This is a genomic window from Pseudonocardia spirodelae, from assembly GCF_037727765.1.
Lineage (GTDB): Bacteria > Actinomycetota > Actinomycetes > Mycobacteriales > Pseudonocardiaceae > Pseudonocardia > Pseudonocardia spirodelae.
The window spans coordinates 1-17709 of sequence record NZ_JBBJUP010000002.1 but is presented as its reverse complement, the minus strand read 5'-3'; the positions used below and the strand labels follow the sequence as shown (position 1 = coordinate 17709).

Sequence of the window (17709 nt, the reverse complement as noted above, 5' to 3'; positions counted from 1 at the left end):
GCGCAGCATCCCGCGCCCGTCCGGCTCAGCGGTGGCGGACGGTGACGAGCGAGGGGCTGGAGACGTCGTACACGGCCCCCTCGCGCTGCAGCAGCGGGCCGAGCACGCGGGCCCGGGCGGCCGTGTCGGCGGTGTCGGACCACGGGCCCCACAGCACCCGGCGGTTCTCGGTGAGCGCGAGCTCGAACGTGGTGCCGCCGTCGCCGAGCGACAGGGTCTGCACCTGGTCGCGGACCGGGACCGGCAGCGCGGACAGGACACCGACGGCGGCCAGCGTCGCGGGGTCGTCGGGGGCGACGCGGGGCAGCTGCAGGCGGGGCAGGCGCAGGTCGGGCGGGGCGTCGCGGTAGGCGAACCCGGTGACGTCGACGAGCTGGGGCCCGTCCGGGGTGTCGAGCAGCGCGGCCGGGACCCGCTCGGTCACCGAGACCGTCAGCGTGCTCGGCCAGGACCGCCCGACGTCGACCGCGGCGACCCCGGGGATCGCCGACACGCGGGCGGCGACACCGTCGGTGTCCACCGCGGCCAGCGACAGCCCGGACTGGTCGCCCGCGGCGTCCTCGACGTCGCGGACCGGGATCTGGCGGGTCCCCTCGACCTGCACGGCGGTGACGGTGGGGCCGTAGCGGGCCAGCGCCCACCAGCCCGCGGCCGAGACCCCGAGCGCGACGACGGCGAGGGTGGCCAGCAGCGCCACGGCGCGTCGCCGCCGGTAGCGCGGGTCGTGGGTGCGGCTCCGCTGCGCGGCGGTGCGCTCCCGGACGGCGGCGGCCGCGCCGCCGCGGCTCCCCCGCTCCCCGGTGCGGCGCTCGCCGGCCCCGCCGCCGTCCGCGGTACCGGTGTCCCCGCCGGCGGGGCCGTCCGTGTGGCCGGCCGGGTCGCCGTCCGGGTCGCGGTCCGGGTCGCGGTCCGGGTCCGCCGGGCCGGTCCCGCCGTCGCCGGTGTCCCCGGCCGCCGGCCGTCCGGCCCGCTGGGCGGCGCGGCGCTCCCGGATGCGGCGCGCCCGCTCGGCCGCGCGCCGCTCCTGGTCGGCGTCGCGGCGGGTCGTGGACCGGGCGCCGTCACGGGCCCGGCCGGTGTCCTGCTCGTCGCTGCTCATGCCGCCCCCGCCGTGTCACCCGCTCACCCCTCGCCGGCGAGCTCCCGCAGGATCTCCGGTCCCAGCGCGGTGACGTCGCCGGCGCCCATGGTGATGACGACGTCGCCGTCGGCCGCGAGCGCGGCGATCGCCGCGGGCGTCCGCTCCCACGAGGGGGCGCGGTGCACCCGCTCGGCCGGCAGCGTCACCGCGTCGGTGATCAGGGCCGGGCCGACGCCGGGTTCGGGATCCTCCCGGGCACCGTAGACGTCGAGGACCATGACCTCGTCCGCCAGCGACAGCGACGCGCCGAACTCGGCGGCGAACAGCCGCGTGCGGGAGTACAGGTGCGGCTGGAACGCGACCAGGACGCGGCCGCGGCGCCCGTGCGCGACCGGTGCGGCCTCGCGGGCGGCGCGCAGCGTGGCGGCGACCTCGGTGGGGTGGTGGGCGTAGTCGTCGTAGACCGACACCCCGCGGGCGCGGCCCTTGAACTCGAACCGCCGCTGCACCCCGCCGAACCCGGCGAGACCCTCCAGCAGCACCGCCGGGTCGGCCCCGACGACGACACCGGCCAGGAAGGCACCGAGCGCGTTGAGCGCCATGTGCTCCCCCGGCACGCCGAGGACGAGCTCGTGCTCGGTGCCGCCGGTGCGGAACCGCGCGCGGCAGCCGGTGCCGTCGGGGACGAACTCCAGCAGCGTCGCGTCCCGCGGGCCGGCGGCGGTGCGCCCGTAGCGCAGCACGGTCACCCCGGCCGCCTCGGCGTGCACCGCCACCTGCTCGGAGCCGGGGTCGTCGGCGCAGGCCACGACGGTCGCGCCCGGGACCAGCCGGTCCAGGAAGCGTTCGAACACCGCCCGGTAGGTCGCCTCGTCGCCGTGGTGGTCGAGGTGGTCGGGCTCGACGTTGGTGACGATCGCGACCGACGGGGCGAACGCGGTGAACGAGCCGTCGCTCTCGTCGGCCTCGACGACGAACACGTCGCCGGACCCGTGGTGCGCGCCGCTGCCCGACACCGACAGGTCCCCACCGATGGCGAAGGACGGGTCGGCCCCGGCGTGCTGCAGCGCGACGGTGACCATCGACGTCGTCGAGGTCTTGCCGTGGGTGCCGGCGACGGCGACGAGGCGCCGCCCCTCGGTCAGCGCGGCGAGGGCGACGGCCCGGTGCACGACGTCGTAGCCGCGCTCGCGGGCCGCGGCGAGCTCCGGGTTGGTCTCGCGGATCGCCGTCGAGACGACGACGGTCGGCGCGGACTCGCCGTCGTGGCGCAGGTGCGCGGCGTCGTGCCCGGTCTCGACGCGGGCGCCGAGTGCGCGCAGCGCGGTCACCGTGCGGGACTCGCGTGCGTCGGACCCGGACACGGTCGCGCCGCGGGCGAGCAGGATCCGGGCGATCCCGCTCATCCCGGCCCCGCCGATCCCGATCAGGTGCACGTGGTCGGAGAGTCCGCTCACCGGCCCGCCACCTCCAGCACGATGCGGGCGATCTTCTCGTCGGCCTCGCCGTGGCCGGCGGCACGGGCCCGGCGGCCCATGGCCAGGGCCAGGTCGGGGTCGGTGAGCATCGGCATCAGCTCGTCGACGGCGCGGTCGCCGTCCATCTCCTCGTCCTGGACGAGCTTGCCCCCGCCGGCCTGGACGACCGGGCGGGCGTTGAGCGCCTGCTCGCCGTTGCCGTGCGGCAGCGGCACGTACACCGCGGGCAGCCCGACGGCGGTGAGCTCGGCGACCGTGGTCATCCCCGACCGGCCGAGGACGACGTCCGCGGCCGCGTAGGCGAGGTCCATCCGCTCGATGTAGGGCACCGGGACGTAGCCGGGCCGCGGGTCGGCGGGCGTGCCGTTCTTCCCGTACGCGTGCAGCACCGAGATGCCGCGCTCGGTGAAGGCGGGCAACGAGGCAGCGACGGCGTCGTTGAGCGTGCGCGCGCCCTGCGACCCGCCGAAGACGAGCAGCACCGGGCCGTGCGGCGGCAGGTTGAAGTACGTCCGGGCCTCCGGGCGCAGCGACATCCGGTCCAGCGTGGTGATCGAGCGGCGCAGCGGCATCCCGACCACCTCCTCGTTCGCCAGGCCGGTGCCGGGCACGGCGGTGCAGACGGCCGCGGCGAACCGCGCGCCGACCTTGTTCGCGAGCCCGGCCCGGGCGTTGGCCTCGTGGACGACGATCGGCACCCGGTTGCGGGCGCCGAGGTAGGCGGGCAGCGAGACGAACCCGCCGAACCCGACGACGACGTCGGCCTCGGCCGCCTCCAGCACCTCGCGGACCCGCTTCACGGCGCCGCGGACGGAGCCGGGCAGCTTCAGCAGGTCGGCGGTGGGCCTGCGGGGCAGCGGCACCGGCGGGATCAGCTCCAGCGGGTAGCCGCGGGCCGGGATGAGCTGGGTGTCGAGGCCCTTCTCGGTGCCGAGCGCGGTCACCCGCGCCCCGGGGACGAGGCGCCGGATGGCGTCGGCGACGGCGAGGGCCGGCTCGATGTGCCCGGCCGAGCCGCCACCGGCGACGACGACCGACAGCCCGCCCGGTACCGGCGCCGGGGCCTGCTCCCCCGCGGGACGGGTGGTCGCGGGCCCGAAGGCGCGGGTGGCCTCACCCGGGACCGGGCCACCGGGGGCACCCGGGGCGCCACCGGGTCCACCGGGTCCGGGCGTGCCCGCGCCGGGTGCACCGGGGTCCCCGGCTCCGGGGCCTGCGGGGCCCGGCGCTCCCGGGGTGCCGGGGGCGGCGTAGGAGCCGGGGCCCTGGGGACCGGGTGCACCCGGAACCCCGGGCGCGCCGGGCGCGCCGAAGCCCTGCGGGCCAGGACCCTGCTGACCGGGACCGTGCTGACCGGGACCCTGCTGACCGGGACCCTGCTGACCGGGACCCTGCTGACCGGGACCCTGCCGGCCGGGGCCCGGACGGCCGGCGAACGGGCCGGTCGCGCCGGGGCCGCCCGGCTGCGGCGGGGCGCCCGGGCCACCGGGCTGCGGCGGCGCCGCGGGACCGCCGGGACCGACCGGGCGGAACGCCCCGGTCCCCGCGGCGGGATGCGGCCCCGTGCCGGTGGGCGCCGGGGCGCCGTTCGGCCGGACGCCGCCGGTGCCGTTCGGGCCCGGCGCGCCGTTCGGACCCGGCGTCCCGGGCTGCGGCATCCCACCGGGGCCCGGACGGCCGTACTGCTGCGGGCCGGGGGGCGGGCCGCCGGGACCGGGCCGGCCGGGCATCGGCGGACCCCACGGGCCCGGTGCACCGCCGGGGCCCGGGCGTCCGGGTCCGTGCGGACCTGCGGCGAACCGTCCGGGCGGCACGGGGCCGCGGGGACCGCTCGCGCCGGCGCCCGGGCCTGCCTGCGGGCCGGTCGCGGAGACGCCCGCGTGCTCGCGCTCCCCCGGGCCCGCGGGACGCGGGTCGCGGGAGGCGGGCGGGGCCTGCGGTCCGGTCGCACCGGGGACCGCGTCCGCACGCGGGGCCGGGGCACCGGCGGGCGTCGCACCCGCGGCGCGGGCGGCGGAGTCCTCCTGCCCGGGCCGCACGCCGGTCCGGCCCGCGACGGGGCCGTCGGCCGCGGCACCGGGCGCGGCGGGACCGGAGCCCGCACCGGGCGCGTCACCGGCGGCGCCGTCACCGGCCACGGCGGCGTCGCCGGCCGGGCCGGTGGCCGCGGGGACGCCGGTGGCGGGCGCACCCGTGGACGGCGTGTCGGCGGGGTCCGTGGCGCGACCGGGGTCGGCCGGGGTCGTATCGGCGGTGCCGGTACCGGCGGCGCCCGCGTCCGCGGCCGGGCTCGCCGACGGGGCGGCGGGGCCGGCGGCGGGTCGCGCCACCGTGGGGGCGTCGGCGCCGGTCCCGGGACCGGCGGGCGCGACCGCGCCGGGGCCGGCGGGCGCGACGCCCGCGGCGGGCGGGGTGGCCGCGCCCGGGGTCGCGGGCTGCGGCGCACCGCCCGCGGCACCCGGCGACGGCGCGCCGTTCACGCCGGCACCCGGCGCCCCGTGCGGCGGCGTCGGCGCGGCGGGACCGGTGCCCGCGGCGCGCGCGGGACCCTCCGGGGCCGGGGTGCCGTTGCGGGGCGCCGGGCCGGAGGGGGTGAACAGGTCGTCGGCCGAGGCCGGGCGCGACGGCATCGCACCGGGCGGCACCGGTCCGCCCGGGCGGCGCCGCGGCAGCCCGCCGGGCGCGGTGCCGGACGGTGAGCCGGACGGGGCACCGTTGCGGGTCCCGCCGTCGGTGGCCGGGCCGGGGTCGGCGGAGCGCGGGGTGCCGTTGGTGTGCCCGTTCGGGCCGGGGGCGGAGCGTTCGCCGTGGGCGACGCCGTTGGTCCCCGCGGGCCGTGCGACGGGCCCGGTGCCGCTGCGCCGGGCGTGCGGGTCCCACCCGGTGCCGGGCAGGCGCTGCGGGCCCCGCGGGACGGCGGGACCCCCGAAGAGGTCCGCCCCCGACGGCGACGCCTGCGCGCCACCCGGCTCCGCACCCGTACCCGCGGGGCCGCCCGGCCCGGCGTCGCCCGCGGCGGCGGGACCCTCCTGCGGCACGGGACCGCCCGGCCAGGACGGCCGTCCGCCCGTGCCGGCCGCGCCGTCCGGGCCGCCGAACACCACGCCGTCCGGCCGGACGTCACGCGGCTCGGGGGAACGTCCGCCCATGGTCGGACGCCGGCCGGGCTCCCGGCCCGAGCCGGTGCCGTCGGTCCCGCCGGTCTGATCCGTACCCGTCACGCTCTCGTGCCCCTTGCCGTCGTCGTCTCCGTTCCCACGCCGTGGGAACGCCTCAGCGCGCCGCCCACCGCGACGCCGGTCCGGGCGCGCGGTAGGGCTGCGGCAGCGGCAGGCGCAGCAGCTTCGCCAGCCGCCCCTGCCCGTCCTTCCGGAGTGCGGCGACCGCCTCCGGCTCGTGCCGGGCCGCGTTCGTGAGCAGCCCGAACAGGAACATGGTCACCACCAGCGAGGTACCGCCGGAGGAGATCAGCGGGAGCTGCAGCCCGGTCACCGGCAGCAGTCCCACGACGTATCCGATGTTGATCGACGCCTGCACCACCAGGCCCGCCGTCGACGTCGCGACGACGATCCGCAGCCACGGGTCGGTGTTGCGGGCGGCGATGCGCATCCCGGTATAGGCCAGGGTCGCGAACAGGGCGAGCACGGCGCCCGCGCCGACCAGGCCGAGCTCCTCGCCGATGATCGCGAAGATGAAGTCGTTGTGGGCGTTGGGCAGGTAGTCCCACTTGGCGCGGCCCTGGCCGAGGCCGACGCCGAACAGCCCGCCGTCGGCGAGCGCGTAGAGGGCCTGCGTGGCCTGGTAGGCCGGGCCGAGCGGGTCCGCGGCCGACGGCGACAGGAACGCGGTGATCCGGCTCGCCCGGTAGCCCGCGGTCAGGCCGAGCAGCACCGCACCGGCCAGCCCGCCGCCCGCGATCAGCACGAGCAGCTTCACCGGCGCCCCGCCGAAGTAGAGCAGCGCCAGCATCACGATCCCGACCGAGATCGTCATGCCGAGGTCGGGCTGCAGCACGAGCAGCGTGAACACCACCAGCGTCACCGGGACGACCGGGTTCAGCGCGTGCTTCCAACGGTGCATCACCGCCCGCCGGGCGACGAGCACGTGCGCGCCCCACAGCGTCAGGGCGATCTTCACCGCCTCCGACGGCTGCAGCGACACCGGTCCGAGCGCGAACCAGGACCGGGCGCCGCCGCGCACGGCGCCGATCCCGGGGATCAGCACCGCGACCAGAGCGACCATCCCGATGATGAGCAGCACCGGTGCCGCCGCCCGCAGCCGTCGCGGCGGGACGCGCAGCCCCACGTAGAACAGCACGAGCCCGACCGCGCAGAACATGAGCTGGCGGGTGAAGACCGAGTACGACGAGCCGTCGGACACCGACGACGCCGACAGCACCATCACCAGCCCGAACAGCGTCAGCAGCCCGAACACGCCGAGGATCAGGTGCAGCGAGGTGAGCGGGCGGCGCAGCCAGCGCCGCAGCCGGCGGACGCCGCCGCGCGCACCGGTCACCGCGGCCTGGCCCAGCGTGCGCTCCGGCGCGGCCGGGCTCACCGCGGCACCCCGGACGGGCGGGACAGCGCGGCGACGGCGCCGGCGAACGCGTCGCCGCGGTGGGCGTAGTCGCGGAACTGGTCCATCGACGCGGCGGCCGGGGCCAGCAGCACGACGTCGCCGGGCCGGGCCAGCGCGGCTGCGCGGCGGACCGCCGCGGGCATGGGATCGGCCTGCTCAGGGGGCGCCATCGGGCCATCGTGTCCCGGCGCGACCTCGACGACCGGGAGGTCGCGGGCGTGTCGCGTGACGGCGTCGACGATCGGTGCCCGGTCCGTCCCGATCACGACGATCCCGGCGAGCAGGCCGCCGACGGACTCCGCGAGCCGGCCCAGCTCGGCCGGGTCGACACCCTTGAGCAGGCCGCCGACGACCCACACGACGCGCGCGCCGGGCCGGCGGGCCGCGATCGCGGCCAGTGCGGCGGCGGCCGCGTGCGGGTTGGTGGCCTTGGAGTCGTCGAGGTAGGTGACGCCGTCGTGCTCACCGACGGGTGCGCTGCGGTGCGGTCCGGGGGTGAACGCGGCCAGCGCCGCCCCGATGTGACGCGGGTCGACGCCGTGGGCGCGGGCGAGGGCGGCGGCGGCCAGCGCGTCGGTGATCCCGGGCGGCCCGGGCGGGACGACGGCGTCGGCGGCGATCAGGTCGCCCCCGCCGAACGCGCGGTCGGTCAGCACCCCCGCGGCGACCCCGAGCTGGTCCGGCCCCGGCTCGCCGAGGGTCACCCCGACCCGGCGCGGTGCCGGTGCGGTGGCCAGCAGCCGCGCCGCGACCGGGTCGTCGACCCCGCCGACGGCCACGTCGCCGGTCAGGGCGCGCGCCTTCGCCGCGGCGTAGGCGTCGGGCCCGCCGTGCCAGTCGAGGTGGTCCTCGGCGACGTTGAGCACCACACCGGCCGCCGGGCGCACCGACGGCGACCAGTGCAGCTGGAAGCTCGACAGCTCCACCGCGAGCACCTCGTGCCCCTCGGTGACGGCGCTGACCACGGGATACCCGATGTTGCCGCAGGCCGCGGAGCGCAGCCCGGCGTGCGCGAGCACCGCCGCGAGCATCTCGGTGGTGGTGGTCTTGCCGTTGGTGCCGGTCACGACCAGCCAGGCCGGCGGGTCGTCGCGCAGCGCCCCGAGCCGCCAGGCCAGCTCGGGCTCGCCGATCACCTCGACGCCGTACGACGCGGCCTCGGCGACCAGCGGGTGGTCGGGGCGCCGCCCCGGCGAGGTGACGACGGTGCGCACCCCCTCCGGGATGCCGCCGCCGCGCCACGGCTCGACGCCGTCGGGCAGCGCGGCCAGCGCCTCGTCACGGTCGTCGGAGAGCAGGACCCGCGCCCCGGCGTCGCGCAGCGCGACGGCGGACGCGAGCCCGGACACCCCCGCCCCGGCCACCAGGACCGGTGCGGCGGTGAGGTCCGAGCGATCGGCGCCGGCGGTCATCCCGAGCCCGACATCGAGAGCCACTCGCTGTAGAAGATGCCCAGGCCCATCGCCGCGCAGATCGCGGCGAGCAGCCAGAACCGGATGATGACCGTGGTCTCGGCCCAGCCGGCGAGCTCGAAGTGGTGGTGGAACGGCGCCATCCGGAACAGCCGCCGTCGCGACGTGCGGAACACCAGGATCTGCAGCGACACCGACAGCGCCTCGACGACGAACACGCCGCCGATGACCACGAGCAGCAGCTCGGTGCGGGTCACCATCGACAGGCCCGCGAGCAGGCCGCCGAGGGCCAGCGACCCGGTGTCGCCCATGAAGATGCGGGCGGGCGCGGCGTTCCACCAGAGGAAGCCGATGCAGCCGCCCATCGCGGCCGCGGCGACCAGGCCGACGTCGAGCGGGTCGCGGACCTCGTAGCAGCCGGCCGTCGCGGCGATCGCGCAGTTGTTGCGGAACTGCCAGAACGCGATGATCACGTAGGTGCCGAGCACCATCGCGGCGGTGCCGGCGGCGAGGCCGTCGAGGCCGTCGGTGAGGTTCACCGCGTTCGACCAGGCCGCGACGATCAGGTTGCACAGCAGCACGAACCCGACGACACCGAAGCTGAGCACGGTGATGTCGCGGACGAACGACAGGCTCTCCGAGGCCGGGGTCAGGGCGCGGTCGTTGGCGAAGCGCACGGCGAGCACGCCGAAGACCGTCGCGGTCAGCACCTGGCCGACGATCTTGGAGGTCTTGTTCAGGCCCAGGTTGCGCTGGCGGCGGATCTTGAGGAAGTCGTCGAGGAACCCGACGACGCCCAGCGCGGTGGTCAGGAACAGCACCAGCAGCGCCGACGCCGTGATCGGCTCCCGGGTGAAGGCGTGCGAGCCCAGGTAGCCGACCCAGATGGCGAGCAGGATCGCGACGCCGCCCATCGTCGGCGTGCCCCGCTTGGACTGGTGGCTCTGCGGGCCCTCCTCGCGGATCTCCTGCCCGAAGCCCTGCCGGGCGAAGAAGCGGATCAGGTAGGGCGTGAGCAGGATCGACACCGCGAGGGCGAGCCCTGCGGCCAGGAACAGGCCCCTCACCGGCTCACCGGTCCTTCCGTGGTGAGCAGGCCGGCCGCGACCCGCTCCAGGCCCGCGCTGCGGGAGGCCTTGACCAGCACGACGTCGCCGGGGCGGGCCTCGGCGCGCAGCCGCTGCAGGGCGGCGTCGACGTCGCCGACGTGCTCGGCGACGGCCCCGTAGTCGGGGGCCCCGACGGCGAGCACCCGGGCCCCGTCGGCCCGGGCCCGCTCCGCGACGGCGGCGTGCTCGGCCGGCGCCCCGTCGCCGATCTCGGCCATCGGCCCCAGCACCGCCCAGGTGCGGCGCTCCGGGCCGGCGAGCGCGGACAGCGCGGACAGCGCCGCGCGCACGGACTCGGGGTTGGCGTTGTAGGCGTCGTTGACCACGGTCAGCCCGTCGGCGCGGTCGGTGACCTCCATCCGCCAGCGCGACGCCGGCGTGGCCGCGGACAGCGCCTCGGCGATCCCGTCCGGCGTCGCCCCCAGCTCGAGCGCGACGGCGGCGGCGGCCAGGGCGTTGGACACCTGGTGCTCCCCCACCAGCCGCAGCGCGACCGGGGCCGACCCGGCCGGGGTGAGCAGGGTGAACCGGGCGCGGCCCGCGTCGAGGACGACGTCGGCGGCGCGCACGTCGGCGCCCTCGCCGCGGCCGAAGGTCACCACCCGGGCCGAGGTGCGCCCGCGCATGGCGGCGACCAGCTCGTCGTCGGCGTTGAGGACGGCGACGCCGCCCCGCCCGCCGGGCAGGTCACCCGGCGGCAGCGCCTCGACGAGCTCGCCCTTGGCCTGCGCGATCGCCGCGCGCGACCCGAACTCGCCCAGGTGCGCGGAGCCGACGTTGAGCACGACCCCGATCCGCGGCGGCGCCACCGCGCACAGCGCGGCGATGTGGCCGGTGCCGCGGGCGGAGAACTCCAGCACCAGGTGCCGGGTCGAGGCGTCGGCCCGCAGCGCGGTGTAGGGCGTGCCGAGCTCGTTGTTGAACGACTCCGGCGGCGCGACGGTCGGCCCCAGCGGGGCGAGCACCGCCGCCAGCAGGTCCTTGGTCGAGGTCTTGCCCGCCGAGCCCGTCACGCCGACGACGGCCAGCCCGGGCAGCGCGCCCAGCACGTGCCGGGCGAGGCGGCCCAGCCCGGCCAGGACGGCGGCGCCGGTCCCGTCCGGGTCGACCGCGCCGAGGTAGGTGTGGGCGTCGCGGACCTCGACCGGCGGGACGACGACCGCCGGGGCGTCCACCTCGCGGCCCGCCAGCACGGCGGTCGCGCCGCGGGCGACCGCGCCTGCGGCGAAGTCGTGGCCGTCGGCACGCGCGCCGGGCAGGGCCAGGAACAGCCCGCCCGGGCCGACCCGCCGCGAGTCGAACTCGACCGCGGTGACCGGGTCGCCGCCCGCGTCGTCCGCGATGCGGTGCAGCCGGCCGCCGGTCACCGCGGCGATCTCCGCCGGGGTCATCTCGATCATCGCCCGCTCGCCTCCACCGGTCCGATCCGTCCTCCTGCCCGTGTCCCGTCCGGGTCCCGCCGCAGGCGGTCCCGCACGTCGCGTCCGGTCACGTCGCCGCCCGGATCGCCGACACCAGCTCGTCGGTGTCGTCGAACGGGTACTTGACGCCGTTGATCTCCTGGCCGGTCTCGTGGCCCTTGCCCGCGACCACCACGGCGTCGCCGGGGCGCGCGGAGCGGACCGCGTAGACGATCGCGCTGCGCCGGTCGCCGATCTCGATGACGTCACCCCGGGCCGGCTCGCCGAGCGCGCCGTCGAGCATCGCGCGGCGGATCGCGGCGGGCTCCTCGCTGCGCGGGTTGTCGTCGGTCACCACGAGCACGTCGGAGCGGATCGCGGCGGCGGCGCCCATCAGCGGGCGCTTACCGGTGTCGCGGTCGCCGCCGCAGCCCAGCACGGTGATGACCCGCGCGTGCGGGCGGACCTGGTGGCGCAGCGCGTCGAGCAGGGCGGCGACGGCGGCCGGCTTGTGGGCGTAGTCCACCACGCCCAGCCACGGCTGACCGGCGTCGACGCGCTGCATCCGCCCGGGTACCGAGGCCCGGGCGAACCCGGCCGCCGCGTCGGCCGGGGCGATCCCGTCGGCGTCGAGGACGGCCAGCGCGACCAGCGCGTTCGCCACGTTGTAGTGCCCCGGCAGGCTGAGCGTGACCGGCACGGCGAGCCCGCCGGGGCCGACCGCGGTGAAGGTCTGGGTGCCGTCGGGGTGGGCCTGCAGCTCGCGCACGGTCCAGGTGGCGTGCGGGCCGCCGGGCCGGGTGGAGACGGTGACCGCGTCCGGGCGGCGGGCGGCCAGCTGGCGGCCCCACTCGTCGTCGACGCAGACGACACCGTGCCGCGCGGCCTCCACACCGGCGCCGCCGCCGCCGAACAGCCGGGCCTTGGCCTCGAAGTAGTCGGTCATGGTCGGGTGGAAGTCCAGGTGGTCCTGGGACAGGTTGGTGAACGCCCCGACCGCGAAGCGCGACCCGCCGACCCGGCCGAGCGCGAGCGCGTGGCTGGAGACCTCCATCGCCACGTCGGTCACACCGGCCTCGACCATCACCGCGAACAGCGCCTGCAGGTCCGGCGCCTCGGGGGTGGTGAACGCGCTGGGCAGCGCCTGCGGCGCCCGGCCGGGCACCTGCACCCGGGTGCGGACGGTGCCGAGCAGCCCCGTCGCGCGCCCGGCGGCGGTCAGCCCGGCCTCCAGCAGGTGCCCGACGGTCGTCTTGCCGGAGGTGCCGGTGACGCCCAGCACGCGCAGCCGGGCGGTCGGCTCGCCGTAGACGGCGGCGGAGACGGGGCCGAGGACCTCGCGGGGCTGCGGGTGCACCAGCACCGGCAGCCGGGAGCGGCGGATCTCGGGCCGGTCGGCGCCCGCGGGGTCGGTGAGGATGGCGGCGGCACCGGCGGAGATCGCCTGGGCGGCGAAGTCCGCGCCGTGCACGCGGGCGCCGGGCAGCGCGGCGAACAGGTCGCCGGGACGCACCGAGGCGGCCCGCAGGGTGGCGCCGGTGACGGTGTGCGGCCCGCCCGCGGCGTCGAGCAGCGGCCCGGGACCGCTGCCCGCGGTCCGCGGGTTCAGCTCGGCCCCGGCGAGGCGCCCGAGCACGGCGACGTCGACCGGGCGCACCGTGGACGGCCGGTCCGGCAGGGGCTCGCCGTCGGCGGGGCCCGGGCCGCCGGTCACCGCGGCACCGCGCACGGATCCGCCGGTGCTCCGGGGGCGGGCGCTGGCGGCGGTGTGGAGGTCGGGCACAGGGCGGGAGGTTACCGACCGGGGCGGGCCGCCCCTCCTCCCGGCTCCGTGCCCGCGACCGCTCGCGGAGACCGTCGCGGCGGACGGCGGGACCGCGGTCACCGTACGGCCGTCCGACGAGCCGGATACGGCCATCCGGCGCAGGTTCCGGGCCGGTGGGCGGCTCGGCGGACGGGCCGGTGACCGGCGTCCGGGCCACCCGGACGGGTGAGCCGCGGGCCGGACCGCCCGGCGCGGGCGGAGGGTCCCCGGCCGTACGGCCCGGCGACCGGTCCCGGCGGTCGTGCGGCGCGCGTCGTCAGGGGGCGGCCGGCGTCACTTGATCTGCAGCGTCTGGACCGGCGCGGGCGCGGTCTGCACCGGCACGGCGTCGCGCTGGGCCAGGTAGGACGCGATGTCGTGGAACAGCGGGGCCGCGCTGGTGCCCCCGCGCGGGGCGTCGAGCATGATCCCCACCACGAACCGCGGGTCCTGGGCCGGGAGCATCCCGGCGAAGGTGATCCAGTACTGCGAGCGGGAGTACGCCCCGGTGTTCGGGTCGACCTGCTGCGCGGTGCCGGTCTTGCCCGCGACCTCGTAGCCGGGCACGGCCGCCGCGGGGCCGGTGCCGGCCTGGCCGCGCGCGCTCTGGGTGACGGCGGTGAGCATCGTGCGCAGCGTCCGCGCGGTCTGCTCGGACATCGCCCGCACCGGCTCGGCGGCCTCGGCGGGCACCCGGACGCCGTCCGGGCCGGTCGTGGCGGTCACGATCCGCGGCGGGATCCGGACGCCGTCGTTGGCGATGGCCTGGTACATGCCCGCCATCTGCAGCACGGTCATCGACAGGCCCTGCCCGATCGGCAGGTTGCCGAAGGTCGAGCCCGACCAGGTGGCCCGCGGGGGTACCCGCCCGGCGCTCTCGCCGGGCAGCCCGATGCCGGTCTTCTGCCCGATGCCCAGCTTCGCCAGCATGTCGGAGAAGCGGTCCTCGCCGACCTTCTGCGCGGTCATCAGGGTGCCGACGTTGGAGGACTTCGCGAGCACCCCGGTGAGGGTGTAGCGGTCGACGCCGTGGCTCCAGGCGTCCTTGATCGTGCGGTCGGCGACCTCGATGCTGCCGGGCACCGACAGGACGTCGTCGGGCTTGGCGACCCCGGCCTCCAGCGCCGCGGCCATCGTGACGACCTTGTTCACCGAGCCCGGCTCGAACGGCGTGGTCACGCCCTTGTTGCCCAGCGAGTTCGGGTCCGCGGACAGCAGCTGCGCCGGGTCGAAGGAGGTGTTGTCCGCGAGCGCGAGCACCTCCCCGCTCGCGCGGTCGAGGACCACGGCCGAGCCGCTGCGGGCCCCGGAGCGGCCCGCGAAGTCGGCGAGCATCCGCTGCACCTGGAACTGCAGGTCGGAGTCGATGGTGAGCTGCACGTCGGAGCCGGAGACCGCGGCCTGCTCGGACCGCACGCTGCCGGGGATCACGGTGCCGCTGCCCTCGGCGGTGTCGGCGATCTGGAAGCCGTCGCGGCCCGCGAGCAGGGCGTCGTCGGAGGACTCCAGCCCGATCCGGCCGATCAGCTTCTGCGCGTCGGCGCTCCAGGTGGCGGCGCCGATGATGTTGGAGGCGAGGGTGCCGTTGGGGTACTGGCGCGCCTCGCGGCCCTCCTCGGCGATCTCGGGGAACTGCTCGCGCAGCGCGCGCGCCGGGCCGGGGTCCACGGCCGTGGCCATCACGACGTAGCCCCGGTCGCTCGCCAGCGCGCGGCGCAGCTCGGCGGCGTCACCGCCGGTCGTCGCCGCGACGGCGTCGGCCATCCGGTTCTTGTAGTCCGCGGCGGCGTCGCCCTTGATCTTGTTGATCAGCCGCGGGTTGGTGACCAGCGCCTTGGACTCGGTGGAGAACGCCAGCACGGTGCCGTCGCGGTCGGTGATCGACCCGCGCTCGGCCGGGATGACGATCCGGCTGGCGCGCTGCTTCTCCGCGTCGGCGGTCAGCGACCCCGCCTGCACCGTCTGCACGACGACGAGCTTGGCCCCCGACACCAGCAGCAACGCCGCCAGCGCGACCCACGCCAGCCGGAGCCGGAATCGCGGGTCGTCGGCCGGGGACCGGCGCCGCCCGCCGCGCGGGCCCTGCCCGCGGGGCCGGGGGCGCGGCGGTGCGTAGACCATCAGTTGCCGCCCGCCGCCCCGGTGCCGGCCGGGACCTCCTGCTCCGTCCCCTCCGCCGCGCCGGCGGCCGGGGCGGCCGCGGCCGCGTCACCGCCCTCCGCGCGCGGGTCGGCGGTGTCGCCCGCCGTCGGCGCGGCGGGGGCGCCCGCTGCGGCCGGGGTACCCGCGGGCGGTGCGGCCGGGGCCGGCGGCGCCGCGGCGACGGCGGCGCTCGGCTCGCCCACGACCGCGACGCTCCCGTCCGGGGCGACGACCAGGCGGGCCGGGTCGGTCACGGTCACCATGCCCTGGGCCGCGGCGCGGTCGGCGAGCGAGCCGGGGCTCTGCAGCACCGAGACCTCCTTGCGCAGGGCCTCGGACTGCTCGGTCAGCGCGGCGGTCCGCTGCCGGGCCGCCTGCAGCGCGTAGGAGTCCGCGGCGGCGGCCGTGGACAGCCACAGCGTCGCGACCAGGCCGGACACCAGCAGCACCATGACGACCAGGACGAACTTCGCGCGGCCGGTGTTGTCGCGGGCCGCGGTCCGGCGCCGCGCGTCGGCGACGCGGCGGGCGTCGCCGGGCCCGCGCTGGGCCGGGATCCGCGGCGGGGCCGCGGTGCGACGGGTCGGACGGGTCCCCGGGGTGCTGCCCGGGCGCTCGATGACGGGTGTGCTCATCGGGTGTTCCTGCCTCTCCGCCGTGCCGGTACTGCCTGCGTGCCCGTCCCGCTCACGGGACCTCCTCCACCCGCTGTGCCGCCCGCAGCCGCACGGGGGCGGCGCGGGGGTTGCGGGCGATCTCCTCCTCGGAGGCCTGCTCGGCGCCGCGGACCAGCAGCCGGAACTCCGGGCCGTGCCCGGGCAGCTCGACCGGCAGGTCCACCGGGGTGCGCGAGCGCACCCGGTCGGTCAGCACGCGTTTGGTGATCCGGTCCTCCAGCGAGTGGTAGGACAGGACGACGATCCGCCCGCCGGGGGCGAGCGCGTCCAGGGCGGCGGGCAGCGCGTCGCGCAGGACGTCGAGCTCCCGGTTGACCTCGATGCGCAGCGCCTGGAACGTCCGCTTCGCCGGGTGTCCGCCGGTGCGCCGCGAGGCCGCCGGCACGACCCCGTACAGCAGCTCGACGAGCTCGCCGCTGCGGGTGAAGGGGCGCTTGTCACGGGTCCGGACGATCGCGTTGGCGATCGGGCCCGCGAAGCGCTCCTCGCCGTACTCGCGCAGGATCCGGCGCAGCTCGGGGGCGGTGTAGCTGTTCAGGACGTCGGCGGCGGTCGGCCCGGTGGTCGGGTCCATCCGCATGTCGAGGTCGGCGTCGCGGGAGTAGGAGAAGCCGCGGGCGTCCTCGTCGAGCTGCAGCGAGGAGACGCCGAGGTCGAACAGGATGCCGTCGGCGGCGGGCACGCCCGCCTGCTCCAGCGCGCCGGCGACGTCGTCGTAGACGGTGTGGACCCGGTGCAGCCGGTCGGCGTACGCGGTGAGCCTGCGGCCCGCGAGCTCGAGGGCCTGCGGGTCGCGGTCCATGCCGACGACCGTCAGCCGGGGGTGCGCGGCGAGCAGGGCGGCCGCGTGGCCGCCCATGCCGAGGGTGGCGTCGACGTAGACCGCGTCGCGGTCGCGCAGCGCGGGGTCGAGCAGCTCGGCGACCCGGTCGAGCATGACCGGGGTGTGCCGGTCACCGGGCGCGCGCTCGTCGTCCGGGGTTCCCGGGATGTCGCCGGAAGTGCTGTCGGTGCCGCCCACGTCCCACCCCCCGGTGCGCCGTCCGTCCCCGTGTGGTCCGTGTCGTGTCCGTCCCGGTCCCGGCCGCGGGGGCCGGGACCGGACGGTCGGTGTCCGTGGACGGGGGTCGCGCGCCGGCTCCCACAACCGGTACGCCCCACGCCCGAAGACGCACGGTCGTCACCCCGCCACCCGAACTCCCCAGTCGGGGTGGGCGCCGGCGCCGCCCCCACCCGGGGGCCGTGCCGAGAGGGACCTGGCACCGGGGAAGGTGTGCCAGGGCCGCCTCGATCACGGCACCCGGGTCGGGACGGCGACGGTGGTGTCGTCCGTTGTCGGTCGTGCTGTCTCGCTGGGTACTGCCGCTCTCCGTCGCCCCGCCCGCCAGCGGGGGTCAGAACAGCCCGGGCAGAACCTCCTCCTGGGCCTTGGCGAACTCGTCCTCGTGCCGCTCCTGGTACTCCTGCCAGGCCTGCGCGTCCCAGATCTCGGCACGCGTGAACGCGCCGATCACCACGCAGTCCTTGGACAGTCCGGCGTACCGGCGCAGCTCGGACGTGATCGCGATCCGGCCCTGGCCGTCGGGGTTCTGCTCGTCGGTGCCCGAGAAGAGGTTCCGCTGGAACACCCGCGCCGACTCGTTCGTCAGCGGGGCCGCGGCGATCTTGCGCGCCATCTCGGTGAAGGCGTCACGGGTGAACACGTAGAGGCAGTGGTCCTGCCCTTTCGTGATCATGCAGCCGCCTCGCAACTCGTCGCGGAATTTCGCGGGCAGCGTGAGCCGCCCCTTGTCGTCCAGCTTCGGGGTGTAGGTGCCGAGGAACACCGACCCCACCTCCACCTGGGACCCCTGTTCGCCCCAGCGATCACCACACTACCCCACACTCACCCACCGTCAACCCGAGACGGGCCCACCTTCCGCTGTTCATCCGGAGTTTCCGCAGGTCGGAGGCGGTGGGGCGAGGTGGGGGCGCGCGACGCGCCACCCGGTCGCGCGACGCCGGCGGGCCCGGCCGGCCCGCTCCGGC

Annotated in this window: 12 protein-coding genes; all 12 read right to left on the bottom strand. The window is 77.7% G+C overall.

Annotation, left to right across the window (positions count from 1 at the left end; translation table 11 throughout):
- Window positions 1-25 precede the first annotated feature (25 nt).
- Window positions 26-1099 (bottom strand): cell division protein FtsQ/DivIB, encoded by a 1074-nt coding sequence (locus WJX68_RS02395; RefSeq protein ID WP_340285896.1) that lies wholly within the window; start codon window positions 1097-1099, stop codon window positions 26-28.
- A 23-nt stretch (window positions 1100-1122) separates the two neighbouring features.
- On the bottom strand, window positions 1123-2487 hold the full coding sequence (gene murC / locus WJX68_RS02390) for a UDP-N-acetylmuramate--L-alanine ligase (RefSeq protein WP_422785647.1): 1365 nt from the start codon (window positions 2485-2487) through the stop codon (window positions 1123-1125).
- Between the two features lie 47 nt (window positions 2488-2534).
- Window positions 2535-3599, bottom strand: coding sequence for a UDP-N-acetylglucosamine--N-acetylmuramyl-(pentapeptide) pyrophosphoryl-undecaprenol N-acetylglucosamine transferase (locus WJX68_RS02385; protein ID WP_340286201.1), 1065 nt, complete (start codon window positions 3597-3599; stop codon window positions 2535-2537).
- Window positions 3600-5832: 2233 nt separating this feature from the next.
- Entirely contained in the window at window positions 5833-7116 is a 1284-nt protein-coding gene (gene ftsW / locus WJX68_RS02380) for a putative lipid II flippase FtsW (protein ID WP_340285894.1), read from the bottom strand.
- Window positions 7113-8573: a UDP-N-acetylmuramoyl-L-alanine--D-glutamate ligase gene (gene murD, locus WJX68_RS02375; protein ID WP_340285893.1), complete on the bottom strand. Its 1461-nt coding sequence runs from the start codon at window positions 8571-8573 to the stop codon at window positions 7113-7115. Before murD ends, ftsW begins: the two co-directional genes overlap by 4 nt.
- The gene (gene mraY / locus WJX68_RS02370; RefSeq protein ID WP_340285892.1) at window positions 8546-9616 is read right to left on the bottom strand and encodes a phospho-N-acetylmuramoyl-pentapeptide-transferase; all 1071 of its coding nucleotides are present in this window, start codon (window positions 9614-9616) and stop codon (window positions 8546-8548) included. The genes murD and mraY overlap by 28 nt, the downstream gene beginning before the upstream one ends.
- Window positions 9613-11058 (bottom strand): UDP-N-acetylmuramoyl-tripeptide--D-alanyl-D-alanine ligase, encoded by a 1446-nt coding sequence (locus WJX68_RS02365; RefSeq protein ID WP_340285891.1) that lies wholly within the window; start codon window positions 11056-11058, stop codon window positions 9613-9615. Before WJX68_RS02365 ends, mraY begins: the two co-directional genes overlap by 4 nt.
- A gap of 88 nt (window positions 11059-11146) precedes the next feature.
- On the bottom strand, window positions 11147-12772 hold the full coding sequence (locus WJX68_RS02360; protein WP_340285890.1) for a UDP-N-acetylmuramoyl-L-alanyl-D-glutamate--2,6-diaminopimelate ligase: 1626 nt from the start codon (window positions 12770-12772) through the stop codon (window positions 11147-11149).
- A gap of 384 nt (window positions 12773-13156) precedes the next feature.
- The gene (locus WJX68_RS02355; protein ID WP_340285889.1) at window positions 13157-14983 is read right to left on the bottom strand and encodes a peptidoglycan D,D-transpeptidase FtsI family protein; all 1827 of its coding nucleotides are present in this window, start codon (window positions 14981-14983) and stop codon (window positions 13157-13159) included.
- Window positions 14983-15639 (bottom strand): cell division protein FtsL, encoded by a 657-nt coding sequence (ftsL, locus tag WJX68_RS02350; protein ID WP_340285888.1) that lies wholly within the window; start codon window positions 15637-15639, stop codon window positions 14983-14985. Before ftsL ends, WJX68_RS02355 begins: the two co-directional genes overlap by 1 nt.
- 52 nt (window positions 15640-15691) lie before the next feature.
- Window positions 15692-16672 (bottom strand): 16S rRNA (cytosine(1402)-N(4))-methyltransferase RsmH, encoded by a 981-nt coding sequence (gene rsmH / locus WJX68_RS02345; RefSeq protein ID WP_340286200.1) that lies wholly within the window; start codon window positions 16670-16672, stop codon window positions 15692-15694.
- A gap of 403 nt (window positions 16673-17075) precedes the next feature.
- The gene (gene mraZ / locus WJX68_RS02340; protein WP_340285887.1) at window positions 17076-17507 is read right to left on the bottom strand and encodes a division/cell wall cluster transcriptional repressor MraZ; all 432 of its coding nucleotides are present in this window, start codon (window positions 17505-17507) and stop codon (window positions 17076-17078) included.
- Window positions 17508-17709: the final 202 nt, after the last annotated feature.